The sequence below is a fragment of the Pseudomonas sp. RA_5y_Pfl1_P24 genome, from assembly GCF_963970945.1.
In the GTDB taxonomy this organism is placed as follows: Bacteria; Pseudomonadota; Gammaproteobacteria; order Pseudomonadales; family Pseudomonadaceae; genus Aquipseudomonas; species Aquipseudomonas tritici.
This window is the reverse complement of the sequence record NZ_CAXAOJ010000005.1, coordinates 90,399-110,351: the sequence shown is the minus strand read 5'-3', so window position 1 is coordinate 110,351 and position 19,953 is coordinate 90,399. Positions and strand designations below refer to the sequence as shown.

At 61.6% G+C, this 19,953-nt stretch carries 12 protein-coding genes; 10 read left to right on the top strand and 2 right to left on the bottom strand.

Annotation, left to right across the window (positions count from 1 at the left end; translation table 11 throughout):
* Positions 1–41 precede the first annotated feature (41 nt).
* From tssE to AACY30_RS09445, 10 genes are all read left to right on the top strand, one after another.
* Positions 42–557, top strand: a complete 516-nt coding sequence (gene tssE, locus AACY30_RS09490) for a type VI secretion system baseplate subunit TssE (protein ID WP_005792513.1) — start codon at positions 42–44, stop codon at positions 555–557.
* Positions 554–2,413: a type VI secretion system baseplate subunit TssF gene (tssF, locus tag AACY30_RS09485; RefSeq protein WP_339471092.1), complete on the top strand. Its 1,860-nt coding sequence runs from the start codon at positions 554–556 to the stop codon at positions 2,411–2,413. The genes tssE and tssF overlap by 4 nt, the downstream gene beginning before the upstream one ends.
* On the top strand, positions 2,377–3,420 hold the full coding sequence (gene tssG / locus AACY30_RS09480) for a type VI secretion system baseplate subunit TssG (RefSeq protein WP_339471094.1): 1,044 nt from the start codon (positions 2,377–2,379) through the stop codon (positions 3,418–3,420). Before tssF ends, tssG begins: the two co-directional genes overlap by 37 nt.
* On the top strand, positions 3,413–6,076 hold the full coding sequence (gene tssH / locus AACY30_RS09475) for a type VI secretion system ATPase TssH (protein WP_339471096.1): 2,664 nt from the start codon (positions 3,413–3,415) through the stop codon (positions 6,074–6,076). Before tssG ends, tssH begins: the two co-directional genes overlap by 8 nt.
* A gap of 156 nt (positions 6,077–6,232) precedes the next feature.
* Complete coding sequence (locus AACY30_RS09470; protein ID WP_339471098.1) at positions 6,233–8,173, top strand: type VI secretion system Vgr family protein; 1,941 nt, start codon at positions 6,233–6,235, stop codon at positions 8,171–8,173.
* A 15-nt stretch (positions 8,174–8,188) separates the two neighbouring features.
* Positions 8,189–8,623, top strand: coding sequence for a DcrB-related protein (locus AACY30_RS09465; protein ID WP_065880297.1), 435 nt, complete (start codon positions 8,189–8,191; stop codon positions 8,621–8,623).
* Positions 8,624–8,635: 12 nt separating this feature from the next.
* Positions 8,636–13,066, top strand: a complete 4,431-nt coding sequence (locus AACY30_RS09460; protein WP_339540214.1) for an RHS repeat-associated core domain-containing protein — start codon at positions 8,636–8,638, stop codon at positions 13,064–13,066.
* Between the two features lie 2 nt (positions 13,067–13,068).
* Positions 13,069–13,350 (top strand): hypothetical protein, encoded by a 282-nt coding sequence (locus AACY30_RS09455; RefSeq protein WP_339436640.1) that lies wholly within the window; start codon positions 13,069–13,071, stop codon positions 13,348–13,350.
* A 66-nt stretch (positions 13,351–13,416) separates the two neighbouring features.
* Positions 13,417–17,793 (top strand): RHS repeat-associated core domain-containing protein, encoded by a 4,377-nt coding sequence (locus tag AACY30_RS09450; RefSeq protein ID WP_339540213.1) that lies wholly within the window; start codon positions 13,417–13,419, stop codon positions 17,791–17,793.
* Between the two features lie 12 nt (positions 17,794–17,805).
* A complete protein-coding gene (locus AACY30_RS09445; protein ID WP_339540212.1) occupies positions 17,806–18,249 on the top strand; it encodes a hypothetical protein in 444 nt (147 codons plus the stop codon).
* Between the two features lie 88 nt (positions 18,250–18,337).
* Here AACY30_RS09445 and AACY30_RS09440 read toward each other — a convergent pair whose 3' ends face one another.
* The gene (locus AACY30_RS09440) at positions 18,338–18,613 is read right to left on the bottom strand and encodes an HU family DNA-binding protein (protein WP_094064412.1); all 276 of its coding nucleotides are present in this window, start codon (positions 18,611–18,613) and stop codon (positions 18,338–18,340) included.
* A 191-nt stretch (positions 18,614–18,804) separates the two neighbouring features.
* Positions 18,805–19,953: an NAD(P)/FAD-dependent oxidoreductase gene (locus AACY30_RS09435; RefSeq protein WP_339540211.1), complete on the bottom strand. Its 1,149-nt coding sequence runs from the start codon at positions 19,951–19,953 to the stop codon at positions 18,805–18,807.

Sequence of the window (19,953 nt, the reverse complement as noted above, 5' to 3'; positions counted from 1 at the left end):
GAAACCCGTCCCTCTCACAACCCGTCCGTGGAGCTGCTTTGGTGGTAACTGAAATCGCTTCCCGCGACCGTCTGCAACCGTCCCTGCTGGATCGGTTGACTGACGATGACCCAACCAACCCCAAGGAAAGCGCCGACAAACGCGTGCTGTCCCTGACCCAATTAAAAGCCTCGGTTCTGCGCGACCTGGCGTGGCTGCTCAACACCACGTCGTTGCTGGATGCCGACGCCACGCTGCACACCCCGGCCGGTACCTCAGTGGTCAATTACGGCCTGCCGGCGCTCGCGGGCAACAGCGTTTCCAGCGTGGACATCAAGGCGCTTGAAGCCCTGATCTACCAGGCTATTGCCACTTTTGAGCCACGCATTTTGCGCCACACCCTGCGCGTCAAAGCCCGCGTCGGCCATGGCGAGATGAACCACAACGCGCTGAGTTTCGAGATCGAAGGCGACCTGTGGGCGCAGCCGGTGCCGTTGCGCCTGTTGCTGCAAACCGACCTGGACCTGGAGTCCGGCCACGTACGTGTGGTCAACGCCGACCAGCGGAGACGCCCATGAACCCGCGCCTGCTGGAGCTGTACAACCAGGAACTGCACCACGTGCGCGAAAGCGCCGCCGAGTTCGCCAAGGAATACCCGAAGATCGCCAGTCGGCTGACCCTGTCCGGTATGGACTGCGCCGACCCGTACGTCGAACGTTTGCTCGAAGGTTTTGCCTACCTCACGGCCCGCGTGCAGCTCAAGCTCGACGCCGAATACCCGACCTTCACCCACAATCTGCTGGAAATCGCCTACCCGCACTACCTGGCACCGACGCCGTCGATGACCGTGGTGCAATTGCAGACCGACCCGGACGAAGGCTCGCTGGCCAGCGGTTTCCCCCTGCCCCGCGACACGGTATTGCGTGCCGCGCTGGGCCGTGAAACCCAGACTTGCTGCGAGTACCGCACCGCCCACCCGGTGACGTTGTGGCCGTTGCAGGTGAGCAACGCCGAGTACTTCGGCAACCCCGCCGCCGTGCTCGGGCGCCTGGCTGCAAGCGAGCCGAAGGCCAAAGCGGGTTTGCGCCTGACTCTGCGCACCGGCGCCGAGTTGCCGTTCAACAGCCTCGACCTGGATAACCTGCCGCTGTACCTCAGTGGTGCCGATGAGCAACCGTTTCGCCTTTACGAACAGCTGCTGGGCAACGCCTGCGCGGTGTTTGCGCGCAAACCCGGCGGCGATTGGGTCGAGCGCCTGCCGCCAGACGCGCTGCGTTCCCGTGGTTTTGACGATGCCGACGCGGCCATGCCGGTGGTTGCCCGCGCGTTCCAGGGCTATCGCCTGCTGCAGGAATACTTCGCCCTGCCCCATCGTTTCCTGTTCGTCGAATTCGCCGAGCTGAGCCGTGCGGTCAAGCGCTGCGACGGTCAGGAGCTGGAACTGATCGTGCTGTTTGATCGCCACGAGCCGAGCCTGGAAGGCAGCGTCGGCCCGGCGCAGTTCCTGCCGTTCTGCACCCCGGCGATCAATCTGTTCCCGAAACGCGTGGACCGTATTCACCTGTCTGACCGCGTCAACGAACACCATGTGATCGCTGACCGCACGCGGCCGATGGATTTCGAGATTCACTCCTTGAGCAGCATCACCGGCCACGGCACCGGGCCGGAGCAGTCGTTTTTGCCGTTCTACGCGGTACGCGATCCATCCCGCTACGGCCGCGACCAGGCCTATTACACGGTGCGCCGTGAGCCGCGAGTGCTGTCCAGCGACCAGCGCCGCAACGGCCCGCGCTCCACTTACGTGGGCAGCGAAACCTTTGTCAGCCTGGTGGACAGCCGGCAGTCGCCGTACCGCCATGACCTGCGCCAACTCGGCGTGACGGCGCTGTGCACCAACCGCGATCTGCCGTTGTTCATGACCGTGGGCAATGGCAAGACCGACTTTACCTTGGCCGACAGCGCGCCAGTATTGGCCGTGCGGTGTGTGGCTGGCCCAAGCCGCCCGCGCCCCAGCCACGCCCACGATGCCAAGGCCTGGCGCCTGATCAGTCAGTTGTCGCTCAATTACCTCTCGCTGAGCGAACAGGGCCAAGGCGCCGGCGCCTTGCGCGAACTGCTGCGCCTGTATGGCGACAGCAACGACGCCGCCCTGCAATTGCAGATCGAAGGCCTGCGCGAAGTCAGCAGCAAAGCCGTGACCCGACGCCTGCCGATGCCCGGCCCGATTGTGTTTGGGCGTGGCCTGGAAATCACCCTGGAATTTGATGAAAACGCGTTTCGCGGCACCGGCGTGTTCCTGCTCGGTGCAGTACTGGAACGCTTCCTGGCACGCTACGTGTCGATCAACAGTTTTACCGAGACGGTGATCCGTACCACCGAACGCGGCGAGATCATGCGATGGAAAGCCAAGCCCGGACGTCGTCCGACCCTGTGAGTACCCTGGATGCGATGCATCAGGAGCCCTGGGAATACGATTTCTTCCAGGCGCTGCGGCGTATCGAGTGTGAATCGCCCGAGCTGCCGCGTCTGGGCCATTCCCTGCGCCTGGCGGATGACCCGCTGCGCCTGGGCCAGCAGGCCGATTGCACCTTCGCCCCGGCCACATTGGCCTCGGTCGATCCGGGTGGCGATGGCAAACCGGCGCGACTCGAGCAGTTCTTCTTTGGCCTCGGCGGCCCCAACGGCCCGCTGCCGCTGCATATCACCGAATACGTGCGCGAGCGCCAGCGCAACAACGCCGACAGCACCAGCAAGCAATTCCTGGATGTGTTCCACCATCGCCTGCTGAGCCTGTTTTACCGGGCCTGGGCGGAGGCACGGCCGACGGTCAGCCACGACCGTCCAGACGATGATTACTGGTCTGCACGCCTGGCGGCTTTGAGCGGGCGCGGCATGCCGAGCCTGCTCAATCAGGGACTCATCCCTGATACCGCGAAGCTGCATTACAGCGGCCACCTGTCGGCGCAAACCCGTTACCCGGACGGTTTGAAGGCGATCCTCGGCGAGTATTTCGGGCTGCCGGTGGAGATAGAAGAATACGTCGGCCAATGGCTGGAACTGCCCGAGCGCAGCCGCGTGGGCGTGAGCGCCAACCGGCTGGGTGTGGACTTTTGCCTGGGCAGCTTCGTGTGGGACCGCCAGCACAAATTCCGTATCCGCCTGGGGCCGCTCAAGCTGGATGACTACATGGGCATGCTGCCCGGCCATCAGCCGTTCAACGAGCTGGTGGCGTGGGTGGCCGAGTACCTGGGCGATGAATTGGACTGGGACCTGAACCTGGTTTTGCAACAACCCGAAGTCCCGGCGCTGCAACTCAACGGCCAGTTCCGCCTGGGCTTCAACACCTGGCTCGGTAGCCCTGCGCACGACGCCAACGACCTAATCCTGGCCCGGCATTACGCCGATCAGGCCACCACCTCAAGGAATCCAGAGCATGGGTGAAATCAGTCGCGCCGCACTGTTCGGCAAACTCAACAGCGTGGCCTACAAGGCCATCGAAGCCGCCACCGTGTTCTGCAAGCTGCGGGGCAACCCGTATGTGGAACTGGCTCACTGGTTTCATCAATTGCTGCAACTGCAGGACTCGGACCTGCACCGCATCATCCGCCAGTTCAACGTTGAACCGGCGCGCCTGGCACGTGACCTGACCGAAGCCCTGGACCGCCTACCGCGTGGCTCGACCTCGATCACTGACTTGTCGTCCCATGTGGAAGAAGCCGTGGAGCGCGGCTGGGTCTACGGCAGCCTGATGTTTGGCGAAAGCCAGGTGCGTACCGGTTACCTGGTGCTGGGTATTTTGAAGACGCCGAGCCTGCGTCATGCGTTGCTGAGCCTGTCGTCGGAGTTCGACAAGATCAAAGCCGAAGCCCTGAGCGAGCGTTTTGATGAATACGTCGGTGACTCGCCGGAGAATGCCCTGAGCGCCAGCGATGGCTTCAATGCCGGCGCCGTGCCGGGCGAAGCCAGCGGTGCGATGGCGCCGAGCGCGATGGGCAAGCAGGAAGCGCTCAAACGCTTCACGGTCGACCTGACCGAGCAGGCACGCAGCGGCAAGCTTGACCCTATCGTGGGGCGTGACGAAGAGATCCGCCAACTGGTCGACATCCTGATGCGCCGCCGCCAGAACAACCCAATCCTTACTGGCGAAGCCGGCGTGGGCAAGACCGCCGTGGTCGAAGGTTTCGCCCTGCGTATCGTCGCCGGCGACGTACCGCCTGCACTCAAAGACGTGGAACTGCGCAGCCTCGACGTGGGCCTGCTGCAAGCCGGCGCCAGCATGAAAGGCGAGTTCGAACAGCGCCTGCGCCAGGTCATCGAAGACGTCCAGGCGTCGCCCAAGCCGATCATCCTGTTTATCGACGAAGCCCACACGCTGGTGGGTGCCGGCGGTGCTGCAGGCACTGGCGATGCGGCCAACCTGCTCAAGCCCGCCCTCGCCCGTGGCACCTTGCGTACCGTGGCCGCCACGACTTGGGCCGAGTACAAAAAGCACATCGAGAAAGACCCGGCCCTGACCCGCCGCTTCCAGGTAGTACAGGTTGCCGAGCCGTCGGAAGAAAAGGCGCTGCTGATGATGCGTGGCGTGGCTTCGACCATGGAGAAACACCATCAGGTGCAGATCCTCGATGAGGCGCTGGAAGCCTCGGTCAAGCTGTCCCACCGCTACATCCCGGCGCGTCAGTTGCCGGACAAATCCGTGAGCCTGCTGGACACCGCCTGCGCCCGCGTCGCCATCAGCCTGCACGCGGTGCCGGCGGAAGTGGACGACAGCCGCCGTCGCATCGAAGCGCTGGAAACCGAGCTGCAAATCATCGCCCGCGAGCATGCCATCGGCATCGCCATTGGCGCGCGCCAGAGCAACAGCGAAGCCTTGCTGGCCGCAGAACGCGAACGTCTTGCGACCCTGGAAGGCCGCTGGGCCGAAGAGAAAACCCTGGTGGATGAACTCCTCGCCACCCGTGCAACCCTGCGCGAGAAAGCCGGCGCCGTAGACAGTGGCGACGACGCCTTGCGCGAGCAACTGGTCGACCTGCAACAGCGCCTCAGCGCGCTGCAAGGCGAAACCCCGCTGATCCTGCCGACCGTGGACTACCAGGCCGTGGCCTCGGTGGTCGCCGACTGGACTGGCATCCCGGTCGGCCGTATGGCGCGCAACGAACTGGAAACGGTGCTCAACCTCGACCAGCACCTGAAAAAACGCATCATCGGCCAGGACCATGCCCTGCAGATGATCGCCAAGCGCATCCAGACCTCCCGCGCCGGCCTCGACAACCCAAGCAAGCCGATTGGTGTTTTCATGCTGGCCGGCACCTCCGGCGTGGGCAAGACCGAAACCGCGCTGGCGCTGGCCGAAGCCATGTACGGCGGTGAGCAGAACGTCATCACCATTAACATGAGCGAATTCCAGGAAGCCCACACCGTGTCGACCCTCAAGGGCGCGCCACCGGGCTATATCGGCTACGGCGAAGGCGGTGTGCTGACCGAAGCGGTGCGGCGCAAGCCCTACAGCGTGGTGCTGCTGGACGAGGTGGAAAAAGCCCACCCGGACGTGCATGAGATCTTCTTCCAGGTGTTCGACAAGGGCGTGATGGAAGACGGCGAAGGCCGGGTGATCGACTTCAAGAACACCCTGATCCTGCTGACCACCAACGCCGGTACCGAGTTGATTTCCCGGGTGTGCAAAGACCCGGCAAACGTGCCGGAGCCGGAAGAAATCGCCAAGGCCCTGCGCCAGCCGCTGCTGGAGATTTTCCCGCCGGCGCTGCTCGGCCGACTGGTGACGATTCCGTACTACCCGCTGAGCGACGAGATGCTCAAGGCGATCACCCGCCTGCAACTCGACCGCATCAAAAAGCGCGTGGAAAACACCCATAAAGTCGCCTTCGACTACGACGACGAGGTGGTCGACCTGATCGTCTCGCGTTGCACCGAGACCGAAAGCGGTGGACGCATGATCGACACCATCCTGACCAACAGCCTGCTGCCGGACATGAGCCGTGAATTCCTCACGCGCATGCTGGAAGGCAAGGCGTTGGCGGGCGTGAGGATCAGCAGCCGGGATAATGAATTGCACTACGACTTCAGCGACGCAGATTGACCTGACGGAACACGGTCAAAATGTGGGAGCTGGCTTGCCTGCGATAGCGGTGTATCAGTCAACATAAATGTTGAATGTTCAATTGCTATCGCAGGCAAGCCAGCTCCCACATTGGATTCGGTTCCTTCAGTAATCAAGACCTTTACAGGACGCCCAATGCTATTCAACCAAGCCTCACGCCTGGCCAAGATCACCAGCCCTCTCGGGCCGGATGTGCTGCTGCTCAATGAAATGGGCGGCGGTGAAGAGCTGGGCAGGCTGTTCAACTATGAGCTGCAACTGACGTCCCTGGACGCCAACATCGACCTCAACCAGCTGCTCGGCAAACCCATGAGCGTGGGCCTGCAACTGGCGGATGGCGGCGAGCGGCATTTCCACGGCATCGTTGCGCGCTGCAGCCAGAACATCGACCAGGGCCAGTTCGCCAGTTACCAGGTAACGCTGCGCCCGTGGCTGTGGCTGCTCAGCCGCACTTCGGACTGCCGGATTTTCCAGAACCTGAGCATCCCGCAGATCATCAAGCAGGTGTTTCGCGACCTTGGTTTTTCCGACTTCGAAGACGCCCTGAGCCGGCCGTACCGCGAGTGGGAATACTGCGTGCAATACCGCGAGACCAGCTTCGAGTTCGTCAGCCGCTTGATGGAACAGGAAGGCATCTATTACTTCTTCCGCCACGAACAGGACCGCCATGTGCTGGTGCTGGCCGACGCCTATGGCGCCCACACTAGCGTGCCCGGCTACGCGTCGATCCCGTACTACCCCAAGGACGAGCAGCAGCGCGAACGCGACCACATGCACAACTGGCACCTGGCGCACGAAGTGCAGCCGGGCTCGCTGGAGCTCAACGACTACGACTTCCAGCGCCCCAGCGCCAGCATCGACGTGCGCTCGGCCATGCCGCGTCCGCACACCGCCGGCGACTATCCGCTGTACGACTACCCCGGCACCTACGTGCAAAGCGAAGACGGCGAGCACTATGCGCGCACCCGCATCGAAGCCCTGCAAACCCTGCACGAACAGGTCGAGTTCAGCGGCAACGCCCGTGGCCTGGGTTCAGGGCATTTGTTCAGCCTGACCGGCTTCAGTCGCCAGGACCAAAACCGCGAATACCTGATCGTCGGCTGCCGCTACTACATCGTCCAGGAAAGCCTGGAAAGCGGCGGCGGCTCGGGGTCGGCGCAGTTTGAAAGCAGCCTCACCTGCATCGACGCCCAACAAAGCTTCCGCCCACTGGCCAATACGCACCGCCCTGTCGTCAAAGGCCCGCAGACCGCGCTGGTGGTCGGCCCCAAAGGCGAGGAAATCTGGACCGACCAGTACGGCCGGGTGAAGGTGCATTTCTACTGGGACCGTCACGATCAATCCAACGAAAACAGCTCGTGCTGGATTCGTGTGTCGCAATCCTGGGCCGGGAAAAACTGGGGCTCGATGCAGATCCCACGGATCGGCCAGGAAGTGATTGTGAGCTTCCTCGAAGGCGACCCCGACCGGCCGATCATCACCGGCCGGGTGTACAACGCCGAGCAGACGGTGCCTTACGACCTACCGGAGAACGCGACTCAGAGCGGCATGAAGAGTCGATCCAGCAAAGGTGGCACGCCGGCCAACTTCAATGAAATCCGCATGGAGGACAAGAAGGGGTTGGAGCAGTTGTATATCCATGCCGAGCGGAATCAGGACATTGTGGTCGAGGTCGACGAAAGCCATTCCGTGGGGCATGACCGGAATAAGAGTATTGGGCATGACGAGACGGTGACCATCGGCAACAACCGCCTGCGCATCGTCAAGCAGGAAGACATCCTCTCCGTGGGCCAGAGGAAGACCGACAGCATCAGCCAGAGCTACGTCATCGAAGTGGGCGAGAACCTGCGCCTAGTCTGCGGTGAAAGCATTCTGGAGTTGAATGCGAGCGGGCAGATCAACCTCACCGGTGTGCAAATCAGCTTCTACGCCAGCGGCGACGCCGAGTTCAACACCGGCGGCGTGCTGCACCTGAACAACGGCGGCGGCCCAGGTGCCACGCCCGATGGCCAGGGCCAGAAAGGCGCTATCGACGCCAACATTAAAGCCGCGTTCCCCGCGCCTAAAAGCTCCTGACGAGACCTGTTTGCCATGACGTACCGGATCAACGAATTTCAGTTTCAACTGCCCGCCAGTGAGTTGCAGGACGCGACGATCAATATCCTCAAGTTCCCTGAATTGGGGACGTCCCTGATCGTCAGCCGCAGCCTGCTGGCCGAAGGCGAAACCCTGCACAGCAACTTCAATGACCAACTCCAGCGCCTGGAAAAACAGGTGCAGGATTTGCGCTATCAACCGGGTGTGGACGTGCGCCTGGGCGCCGCGCAAGAGGTCGAAGGCATCGAGCTGCGCAGCCAGTTCAACAAGGGCAATGACAAGGTGTTCCAGTACCAACTGGCGCTGGTGTTGCCGGGTACGCGCAAGATGCTTGCATTGAGTTATGTGAAGGCTGACAAGCTTGGGGACGCCGAGGCGGCGCACTGGTCGACGATCAAGAGCTCGCTCGTGTTCGACGTCCCCCAGTGAAGCGGCCTTTGCATGTCTGACGCACTGCTCTGGGCTGCGCGCCTGGGCGATGGGCTGTCCCACACCTCTGTCATGGCGGACATCCTCGGCGGCGTGCTGGAAGTGGCGGCTAACGTGGCGATTACCGCGCTGGCAACCGCTGCGGTGGTGGCGGCTACCGGCATTACCGTCGCGACCGGTGGACTGGGGGCCTGCGTACTGGGGGCGGTAGTCGGCGTGATCGTCGGCATCGCCATGAGCAAGACCGGTGCCGACAAGGGGTTGAGCGCCATGTGCGAGGGAATCGGCAACGCGCTGTTCCCTCCCTCGGTGATGGCCACAATCCTCAGCGGGTCCACCGACACACTGATCAACGCCTTGCCCGCTGCGCGCGCGGCCGGCGTCGTGCCCTCCCACGTTGCACCTGCGGGCACCGAAACCGAAACAACGCCGCCAGCACCGGAACACAGCGAAGAGCCCGGCTACCTGGACATGGCCAAAGGGTTCTTTGCGCAAATGTGGCGCCCCACCGTCGCCACGCCAGCGCCCGGCGCAGTCCCTAAACCGCTGGACGTGGTGACCTGCACAAAACACCCGCCGATGCCGCCGCAGTTTCTGGCCGAAGGCTCGGAAAAGGTCACGGTCAACGGTCAACCGGCGGTACGCAGCGGTGACCGGAGCACCTGCGACGCCACCGTGGTGTCGTCGGGGCTGATTTCGCCCAATGTGACTATCGGCGGGGGCTCAGTGGTGGTGCGCGAGATCCGCAGCGGCAAGACGCCGGGCGTTGGCCTGGCCGTCACCGCGCTGATGATGCTCAAGGGGGGTAAAGGCAAGTTCCTCAGCAACCTTCCCTGCATGCTGCTGGCAGGCGTCAATTCGTTTGTGGTCAGTCAGGCCATGGGCGCGCTGGCCAACGCCGCCATGGGCTCTTCCAACCCGGTGCACGCGAGCACGGGGGCCAAAGTGCTGGGCGGCCCCGAGGAGCTGGATTTCGCTTTGCCCGGGATCATGCCCATCGACTGGCAGCGCTTCTACAACAGCCGGGATGAACGCCGCGATGGCTTGTTTGGTGCCGGCTGGAGTGTGCCCTATGAAGTCAGCGTGCAGCTGCTGCCTCACCTTGAAGGGGGCGACTACGCGTTGTACATCGACGAGCAGGGTCGACGTATCGACATGGGTTCGATCCCTTTGGGGGGTGCCGTGTTCAGCGCTGGCGAAGGCCTCAGCGTCAAGCGTCACTTGAGCGGCCAGTGGCTGATCGAAAGCGCAGACGGCTTGTACCGACTGTTCGATCCGGCGCCACAGGACGCATCGTTGCTACGCCTGAGCCAACTGGGAGATCGCAACGACAACCGAATCCACCTCGACTATGACGACGATGGTCGCCTGCTGGGCCTGCGTGACACCTTTGGCCTGGTGAGGGTCGAGCTGACGTACGACAACACTTGGCCCCATCGCGTCAGCCGAATCGAACGCCTGTATCCCGACCAACACCGTGAAGTACTGATGCATTACGCCTACGACGCCCGTGGCGACCTGGCCTCTGTACGCCAGTCCGACGGGCACGTGAAGCGCCGTTTTGCCTATGATGCCGGGCAGCGCATGGTCGAGCATCAATTGCCCACCGGCCTTCGTTGCTTCTATCAGTGGGCCAAGGTTGACGACCTTGAATGGCGTGTTGTCCGGCATTGGACGGAGGCCGGGGACACCTACACATTCGACTATGCGTTGGATACAGGCATCACCCGTATCACCGACGGGCTGGCGCGCGTCAGCATTCGACACTGGGATGAGCGACACCAGATCATCGCGTCCACCGATGCACTGGGGCGAACCTGGGCCTTCCGGTGGAATGATGATAGCCAACTGCTGGGCGCAACCGACCCTCTCGGTGGGCATTATCAGTTCAGCTACGATGATGCCGGCAACCTGACTGAGACCCTCGACCCCCTGGGGCGCAGTGAATCGACCTTGTGGCTGGAGCACTGGGCGCTGCCACTGGCGGAGAGCGATGCCGCTGGCAATACCTGGCAGTACGATTACGACTCGCGGGGCAACTGCATTCGCGAAACCGACCCACTGGGCAACCGCACGGTCTATCACTATGACGGACACGGCCAAGTCAGGGAGATCATCGACGCCAGCGGCAAGCGCAAGACCTTGCGCTGGTCCCCACTGGGTCAATTGAGCGAGCACACCGACTGTACGGGCCTTACCACCCGTTTGAGCTACTGCAAGCGAGGCTTGCTGCTGGCCAGTACCGACGCGCTCGGGGAACGCACCAGCTTCAATTATGACGACCAGGGCCGACTGATCAGCAAGCAGTTGCCCGATGGGCGCAGCGAGCACTATCAGCGTGACGCCAGCGGCCAGTTGATCGGCTACAGCGACCCTGCCGGCCACACCACGCGCTTCGAACATTCGTCGAACGGCCAGTTGCGCCAGCGCATCGACGCCCATGGCCGCCGTGTGGAGTTGAGCCATGACGTCTATGGCCGCCTGCACAGCCTGACCAACGAAAATGGTGAGCACTACCGATTCGACTGGGACGACGGTGATCGCCTGACCCTCGAACAGCGCTTGGACGGCTGTCGAAAACGGTACACGTACGACCCGCTGGACAATGTCACACAGGTAGAAACCCTCGCATCGTCCGACGCCGAGCCCGCCATCATTCATGATCTGGAGCGGGATGCAGCAGGCCGGCTGATCGCCAAGCGCACCGTAGATGGTTGCACGACGTACCGCTACGATGAACTCGACCAAGTCACAGCCATCACCTTTACAGGACACGATGGCGAGCAGCAAACCCTGGGCTTCGGTTATGACGCCCTCGGTCAGCTGACCCTCGAACAAAGCGCCGCCGGTTGCCTGGAGCATCTCTACGACGAATTGGGCAACCTGACCCAGACCCGACTTCCCGACGGCCGCTGGCTCAACCGCCTGCGCTACGGTAGCGGGCACTTGCATCAGGTCAACCTGGATGGGCAGGTCATCAGTGACTTCGAGCGGGACCGTCTGCACCGCGAAGTGCTGCGCACCCAGGGCCGTATCAGTACGCGTAGCGAATATGACCGCAGTGGACGTCTGCGTGCCCGCCAGCGCCGCCAACCGGACCACTCGCTGTTACATCCACCGGTGCAGACACGCTTGGGCTATGACGACAGCGACCAACTGGTCGAACGCTACGACAGCCAGCCCGGCACGGCACACCGCCAATTGCTGCATTACGACGCTACCGGCCGCATTCTGGCTAGCCAGGACAACCTCATGGGTCAACGGGAAGCCTTCCGCTACGACCCGGCGGCTAACCTGCTGGACGGCTCAGGACAGGTCGCCAACAACCGATTGCTGACCTACCAGGACAAACATTACCGCTATGACGGTTTTGGCCGGATGGTTGAAAAGCGCAGCCTTCGGCGCGGCACCCAACGCTTCAGCTACGACGCGGAGCAACGGCTGGCACAGGTGCACAACGATGACGGTTCCTGGGTCATCATGACCTATGACCCGCTGGGCCGGCGCACCGCCAAGACCACCTACGACCGCAACGGTGTGCAGCGGAGCCAGACACGTTTCACTTGGGACGCGCTGCAACTCGTGCAGGAGCACTGCAATCAGCAGACCAGCCTCTATATCTATGCCGACGAGGGCTACGAACCACTGGCCCGTATCGATGGCACAGGTGACCTTCAAAAAATCCGCTACTACCACAACGACCTCAACGGTTTGCCCGAACGCCTCACCGAGAGCGACGGCCATACGGTGTGGCAAGCGCGCTATGAAGTCTGGGGCAATACCGTCGAGGAAAGCCGAGAACCCTATTTCATCGAAGAACAGAACCTGCGCTTCCAGGGCCAGTATCTAGACCGGGAAACGGGGCTGCACTACAACACTCTGCGCTTTTATGACCCGGATATCGGGCGCTTCACCACACCCGACCCCATCGGTCTGGCCGGCGGCCTGAATCTCTATCAATATGCGCCCAACCCGCTGAGCTGGATTGACCCGCTGGGCCTGATGAAATGCTCCAGCCCACCCAAGGGGCGCAAGGTCAGTCGCACCGTGTATCGGTTCGAGGAACCGGGGCGCATCGGGACCACTTGGCAGGCGCACAAGTGGAATGTGGAGTCCACACACCGCTACACCACCAAAGGCGTCGGCGGGGTGTATGGCGCGAACTCACGGAAAACCGCGCTGGGCGAGGTCACGCACTGGAAGGTCGACCTGTCCAAACGGGTGTTGGTCAGCAAGAAAGTGCAGCTCAATAATGTCTTGGACCTGACCCGCGCCGATGTGCGCAAACAGCTAGGGGTCAGCCTTAAAAGCATCACCGGCTCGAAGTACACCGAGACCCATCAGATCGGCAACTGGGCCAAGGCCAATGGCTATGATGGAATCCTGGCGCCATCGGCACGCAACCCGACTGGCAGCAACTTGATCTCCTTTGCAGGTTTTTGAACATGGAACGACTGGAAAACGAATACCCGGGTGACGCGGACTGGCAGAGCACAGTGGCCTTGTATGAAGAAGACTACCTTGACGACGATGCGCGTGAACTGGCCAAGGCCTTGGGCGGCCATCTCGACATGGCAGTGATACTGCGCGGGAAACGGGGCCTTGAGGAGGGGTTGTGGTGGATCGGGCAAACGGTTCCGGCACTGGACAACATCACCCCGCTGGAATGCCTGGAAAGTCCCACGCTGATAAAACGGTTGAAGACAGCACTGATGCGTATGCCATGACACTCAAGGACACGGCGACTATGGAAAGTTGTGCGTTCAATTCAATCAGGCACGGAAGTGCAGTCCTTGTCTGATGCACTCTGGGCTGCCCGGATGGGCGATGCGCTCTCCCACACCTCGATGATGGCGGACATCCTTGGCGGGGTGCTGGAGGTGGCGGCCAATATCGCGATCACCGCCGTCGCAACCGCTGCGGTGGTTGCCGCCACCGGTATCACCGTCGCCACCGGCGGGCTAGGTTGCTTCCTCCTGGGTGCGGTGGTGGGCACGATTGTCGGCCTGGCCATGAGCAAGACCGGGGCCGACAAAGGCTTATCGAATTTATGTGAAAGTTTCAGCAACGCGCTGTTTCCGCCCACGGTGCAGGCCAATATTCTTACCGGCTCCACCAACACCCTGACCAACAACATCCCCGCCGCCCGCGCCGCCGGGGCGATCAGTTCCCATGTCGCGCCGGCCGGCACCGAGCTGGAAGAACCCGCTCCCGAGCCCGGTTACCTGGACATGGCCGAGAGCTTCTTCTCGCAGATGTGGCGCCCTACAGTTGCAACGCCCGCACCCGGCGCCGTACCCAAGCCGCTGGACCTGGTGGCGTGCATGAAGCACCCACCGATGCCGCCGCAGTTTCTAGCCGAAGGGTCGGAAAAGGTCACCGTCAACGGCCAACCGGCGGTGCGCAGTGGAGACCGCAGTACCTGCGATGCAACCGTGGTGTCGTCGGGCCTGATTTCTTCCAACGTGACCATTGGCGGTGGTTCGGTGGTGGTGCGGGAAATTCGCAGCGGCAAGACCCCGGGTGTGGGGTTGGCGGTCACGGCGTTGTTGATGCTCAAGGGTGGCAAGGGCAAGTTCTTCAGCAAGTTGCCGTGCATGCTGATCGGCGGAGCCACTTCGATGGCGGTCAGCAGTGCGATGGGGGCGATGGCCAACGCGGCGATGGGTTCGTCGAATCCGGTACATGCGGCGACAGGCGCGAAGGTACTGGGCGACGTCGAAGAGCTGGACTTCGTCTTACCCGGCATCCTGCCGATCGACTGGCAGCGCTTCTACAACAGCCGCGACGAACGCTCGGACAGCCTGTTTGGCGCTGGCTGGAGCGTGCCCTATGAAGTGTGCGTAGAGATCCGTCCGCATCCCGAAGGCGGAGAGACGCTGGTCTACACCGACGAGCAGGGACGCCCGATTGACATGGGTTCGATCCCGTTGGGCGGCGCGGTATTCAGCGCCGGTGAAGGGCTCGTCGTGCGGCGACACCTCAATGGGCAGTTGTTGATCGAAAGTGATGATGGTCTGTACCGCTTGTTCGAACCCACGCCGGCCAATCCGACGCGCCTGCGTTTGAGCCAACTGGGCGATCGCAACGACAACCGCATCCATATTGACTATGACGAAGCCGGGCGCCTGGTACGCCTGCGCGATACCTTCGACTTAGTGCAGATTGAGCTGATCCGTGACCAAGAGCATCTGACTCACATTGAGCGCCTGTACCCCGACCAACGCCGCGAAGTGCTCGTCAGTTATGGCTACGACGCGGCCGGCAATCTGGCTGAGGTGCGTGACGCAACCGGCCAGGTGCAAAGGCGTTTTGCCTACGACGTGGCGCGTCGAATGGTGGAGCATCAACTACCCACCGGGCTGCGGTGCTTCTATGAATGGGCCTTGATTGAGGACTTGGAATGGCGTGTGGTCCGGCACTGGACCGATGAGGGTGACACTTACCAGTTCGACTATGACTTGAAGGTGGGCCTCACTCACATCACCGATGGCTTGCAGCGCGTCAGCACCCGCCACTGGAACACTCAGCACCAGATCATTCAGTACAGCGATAACCTCGGTCAGACCTGGCTGTTCGAATGGAACGACGAACGCCAATTGCTCAGCGCCACCGACCCCCTGGGTGGGCGCTATGAGTACAGCTACGATGAGAGCGGCAACCTCATCGGCGAGACCGACCCGCTAGGCCGCAGCGACTCGACTTTGTGGCTGGAACACTGGGCGCTGCCGCAGGTAGAAGCCGACGCCGCCGATAACAGTTGGCGGTATCGCTACGACCCGCGCGGCAATTGCATCGCCGAAACCGATCCGCTGGGCTACGTCACGCGCTACCGCTATGACGCACATGGCCAGCCCGTGGAAATTATTGACGCCACCGGCAAAAGCAAAAAACTGCGCTGGAATCCGTTCGGGCAACTGGCCGAGCACATCGACTGCTCAGGTTATCCAACGCGCTTCAGCTACGACGAGCGGGGGTATTTGCAGGTCATCACCGACGCCCTTGGCGAGCGCACTCAATTTAGCTACGACGCCCAGGGACGCTTGCTCAGTACCCAACTGCCGGACGGCCGCACCGAGCACTATAAGCGCGATGTCAGCGGTCAGTTGGTGGGCTACACCGATCCAGCCGGACACACCACCCTCTACCAACACAACCGCCGTGGCCAAGTCCGACAACGGACCGACGCCCATGGGCGACAGGTGCAGTTCGGCTATGACAGCTATGGACGGCTGCAAGCGCTGATCAACGAGAACGGCGAACGCTATCGCTTTGCGTGGGACGCCGGGGATCGGCTGACTGAACAGCAAGACCTCGACGGCAGCGCCAAGCAGTACAGCTATGACCCGCTGGACAATGTCACAGCAGTGACAGCCGTGCCGGCGCCTTACGGAAACGGGCTGGCCCTGGTGCCCGAAACGCTGCCCGCGCCGATCGTCCATCGATTGGAACGCGATGCGGTGGGCCGACTGATTGCCAAGACCACCGACGATGGCCGTACCGACTACCACTACGACGCAGTGGACCAGCTCACGGCTGTCACCTTCACCGATTCGCAGGGCAATGCCCAAGCCCTGGGCTTTGCCTACGACGCCCTCGGCCAACTGCTTTGCGAGCAGAGTTCGGCGGGGAACCTGCAACACCACTACGACGAACTCGGCAACCTGATCCAAACCCAACTGCCGGACGGCCGGTGGCTCAACCGCCTGTACTACGGCAGCGGCCACCTGCACCAGGTCAACCTGGACGGCCAGGTCATCAGCGACTTCGAGCGTGACCGCCTGCACCGCGAAGTGCTGCGCACCCAGGGCCAACTGAGCACCCGCAGCGAATACGACCGCAGTGGCCGCCTGCGTTCACGCCAGCGTCGTCACGCCAGTCAGTCAACCTTGCTGCCCGCTGCGGCGCAAAAACAGTTTGAATACGACCCCGCCGACAACCTGATCGGCAAACTCGACCAACAACCCGCCGCTCAACACCGCCAACTGCTGCACTACGACGCCACCGGCCGCATCATCGCCAGCCAGGACAGCCTGCACGGCCAGCGTGAAACCTTCGCCTACGACGCCGCTGCCAACCTGCTGGATGGCCCGCAGGCGGGTGCCGGGTTGGTGGTGCATAACAAGCTGCTGACCTATCAGGACAAGCGTTATCGCTACGATGCGTTTGGCCGGATGATTGAAAAGCGCAGCGCCAAACGAGGCGTGCAACGCTTTGCGTATGACGCGGAAAGCCGGTTGGTTGAAGTACGTAATGAGAACGGCGGCGTGGTCAGGATGACCTATGACCCGCTGGGTCGACGCATCGAGAAAACTGAGCACGGCAACGATGGTTATCCGCTAGGCGAAACTCGATTCACCTGGGACGGACTGCGGTTGTTGCAGGAGCATAAACACAGCCAGACCAGCCTCTATGTTTACGATGATGACGGCTACGAACCCCTTGCCCGCGTCGACGGCATTGGTCCGTTGCAGAAGATTCGCTACTACCACAACGACCTGAACGGGTTGCCCGAGCAACTAACCGAGGCCGATGGGCACAGCGTCTGGCAGGCTACTTATCGGGTGTGGGGCAATACGGTTGAGGAAGTACGTGAGCCTTATTACATCGAAGAGCAGAACCTGCGGTTTCAGGGGCAGTATCTGGATCGGGAGACGGGGCTGCATTTCAACACGTTCCGGTTTTATGATCCGGATGTGGGGCGGTTTACGACGCCGGATCCGATAGGTTTACACGGAGGTTTGAATTTCTATGCGTACGCGTCCAATCCGTTCGGTTGGATCGACCCACTCGGCTTGTCCTGCCGTCTGAACTCCGTGGGTAGAACACCAGGCAAAGCCAGCCGTACAGGGAAAGCGGTGATAGCGCGGATGAGAGCCGAAGGGAAAATAGTTGGCTCCGGAAAAAACATGCGGTTCCAGAGCACTGATAAAAAGTGGTACTCGATCAAAGATGCTGATATGGCTCATAAAACCGATGCTGTTAAATATTGGAACAGCAAAGGTGGTTACCACGGAGCTAAAACCAAGGAAGTGAGAGGTTGGATGCGCGATCCTGACAACTATGAGCTGGAATACTATTCCCACAACCGATCAAAAGGCGCACTGCTGACGGACCGGTACAAGGACCCCGGCGACTTTATCGGCCCGGCAGAAAAGCCTAAATATTAGTAAGGATTATGTATGAAAGACTTGGCAGACGAAAATCCAACACTGGCAGACAAAATCATGGCTGTCATGGCGATGGGCAATGATCTCGATGAGCAAAACAAAAAAACTGAAGCGCAGGTCCTGTACCAACAGGCATGGGATTTACTGCCTGAGCCAAAGCTTGAGTGGGCGCCCTTATCGTCGTGGGTTACAGGTTCTTTCTTCAACCTTCACTTCGACAGCGGCGATTTCCAAGCAGCTGAGTCATGGGCACAAAAGACGCTTGATGGCCGAGAGTCAGATATTGATACCGGCCCACTGATAAACGTCGGAATGGTATTTCTCGAATTGGGAAAAAATGCCGAGGCTTACAAAGCCTTTGATGAGGCTTATGGGTTCGGTCAGGCAAGGGCCTTTCAAGAAAGACCAAAGAAATATCTGAATTTTTATTTGGATGAAAAGAAAAAGAGCCATTGATTGCTAGCCTAAACAAAAAATGGGCACCCGACCCAGTCGGCGTGCCCATTTTTCCTACCTCCCCGCCCCCTTCGAGACGGTAACGCCATTACGCGTTAACAGTGTCTTTCAGCGATTTGCCCGGCTTGAACGCAACGGTGTTGCTCGCCTTGATTTTCACCGGCTCACCGGTTTGCGGGTTTTTGCCGGTGCGGGCGCCGCGATGGCGTTGCAGGAAGGTGCCGAAGCCCACCAGGGTGACGCTGTCCTTGCGGTGCAGGGCGCCGGTGATTTCTTCGAGAATGGCGTTGAGTACGCGGTTGGCCTGTTCTTTGGTGAGATCCGCTTTTTCAGCGATGGCGGCTGCGAGTTCTGGTTTACGCATAAGTGAAGCCTCTTTGACGGTTTTTTGTTGTTATGTCCGTGCTGCTCATCGTTGGAGCAACGCCCAAAGCGCCGCAGGCTCTACTCTGCGGCAGACGGGAGTGAGGATGGCATGCCCTCGCACGCTCCGCCAGTCTCGCGGCGACCTTTCTAAGGTGAAAAACGTGCTTATTCCGACAGAACGACCGGTATTTACGCCAGCAAAGGCGGAAGTTCTTTGTTCAGGGCGAGTTTTTCCATCACGGCGGTACCGGTCAATGCATACCCCAGCAGGCGACCGCTGGCGTCGCGGCACAGGGCCTTGATGTCGGCACCCTCGCCTTCAACGCTCCAAACGCCTTCGGTGCCCCGTGGTGGTGGTGAAACCACCAGCGGGCAGACCGGCGTCTTGACGGTCACTGGCATCGGGCCGTAGCTGACGGCCGTGGCATTGCCGGCCAAGGTCTGGGCCAGGGCGCGGGCGCAACTCATCAGCGGCATCACGTACAGCAGGTTCAGGCCGTCGACTTCGGCACAGTCGCCCAGGGCGTAGATGTTGGCGTGGGAGGTCTTGAGGTGGCGGTCCACCATGATCCCACGATTGGTCTGCAAGCCGGCGGCAGCGGCCAAGTCGACACGTGGGCGCAGGCCGATGGCCGAGACCACCAGGTCGCAGTGGATCACTTCACCGTCCGACAGGTGCGCCTCCACGCCGTCAGCGGTGCGCTGTAGGCGATTGAGCACCGGGCCCAGGTGGAAACGTGCGCCAAGGCCTTCCAGCCCGGCTTGCACCGCCGCGGCCGCTGCCGGGTGCAGCAGGGTCGGCATGACGTGTTCGCACGGCGCCACCAGGTCGATTTCATAACCGCCAAGGATCAGGTCATTGGCGAATTCGCAGCCGATCAGGCCTGCGCCGAGCAGCAAAACGCGGCGTTTGCCGGCAGCGGCGGCACGGAAGCGTGCGTAGTCTTCGAGGTCGTTGATCGGGAAAATCAGTTCAGCCGCATCGCCTTCAACCGGTACGCGCACGGTTTCTGCGCCCCAGGCCAGGATCAGGTCGCGGTAGGGCACTGCTTCCTCGCCGATCCACAGACGCTTGTGGCCGGGGTCGATGCCGCTGACACGGGTGTGGGTGCGCACTTCGGCCTTGAGTTGCTCGGCCATGGCGCCCGGTTCGGCCATGCTCAGGCCATCGGCTTCCTTGTTCTTGCCAAAGCCGGTGGAGAGCATGGGCTTGGAGTAGGAGCGACCGTCATCCGCGGTGATCAGCAGCAATGGGGTCTCGCTGTCGAGCTTGCGAAACTCCCGGGCCACGTTGTAACCGGCCAATCCTGTGCCGATGATCACGACAGGTGCGTTCAT

Excerpts from the sequence above, each read along its gene's own strand:
- AACY30_RS09470 (WP_339471098.1), top strand. The coding sequence starts at position 6,233 with ATGCTATTCAACCAAGCCTCACGCCTGGCCAAGATCACCAGCCCTCTC.
- tssG (WP_339471094.1), top strand. The coding sequence starts at position 2,377 with ATGGAAAGCCAAGCCCGGACGTCGTCCGACCCTGTGAGTACCCTGGAT.
- AACY30_RS09440 (WP_094064412.1), bottom strand. The coding sequence starts at position 18,613 with ATGCGTAAACCAGAACTCGCAGCCGCCATCGCTGAAAAAGCGGATCTC.
- AACY30_RS09460 (WP_339540214.1), top strand. The coding sequence starts at position 8,636 with ATGTCTGACGCACTGCTCTGGGCTGCGCGCCTGGGCGATGGGCTGTCC.
- AACY30_RS09445 (WP_339540212.1), top strand. The coding sequence starts at position 17,806 with ATGAAAGACTTGGCAGACGAAAATCCAACACTGGCAGACAAAATCATG.
- AACY30_RS09435 (WP_339540211.1), bottom strand. The coding sequence starts at position 19,953 with ATGAACGCACCTGTCGTGATCATCGGCACAGGATTGGCCGGTTACAAC.
- tssH (WP_339471096.1), top strand. The coding sequence starts at position 3,413 with ATGGGTGAAATCAGTCGCGCCGCACTGTTCGGCAAACTCAACAGCGTG.
- tssF (WP_339471092.1), top strand. The coding sequence starts at position 554 with ATGAACCCGCGCCTGCTGGAGCTGTACAACCAGGAACTGCACCACGTG.
- AACY30_RS09465 (WP_065880297.1), top strand. The coding sequence starts at position 8,189 with ATGACGTACCGGATCAACGAATTTCAGTTTCAACTGCCCGCCAGTGAG.
- AACY30_RS09455 (WP_339436640.1), top strand. The coding sequence starts at position 13,069 with ATGGAACGACTGGAAAACGAATACCCGGGTGACGCGGACTGGCAGAGC.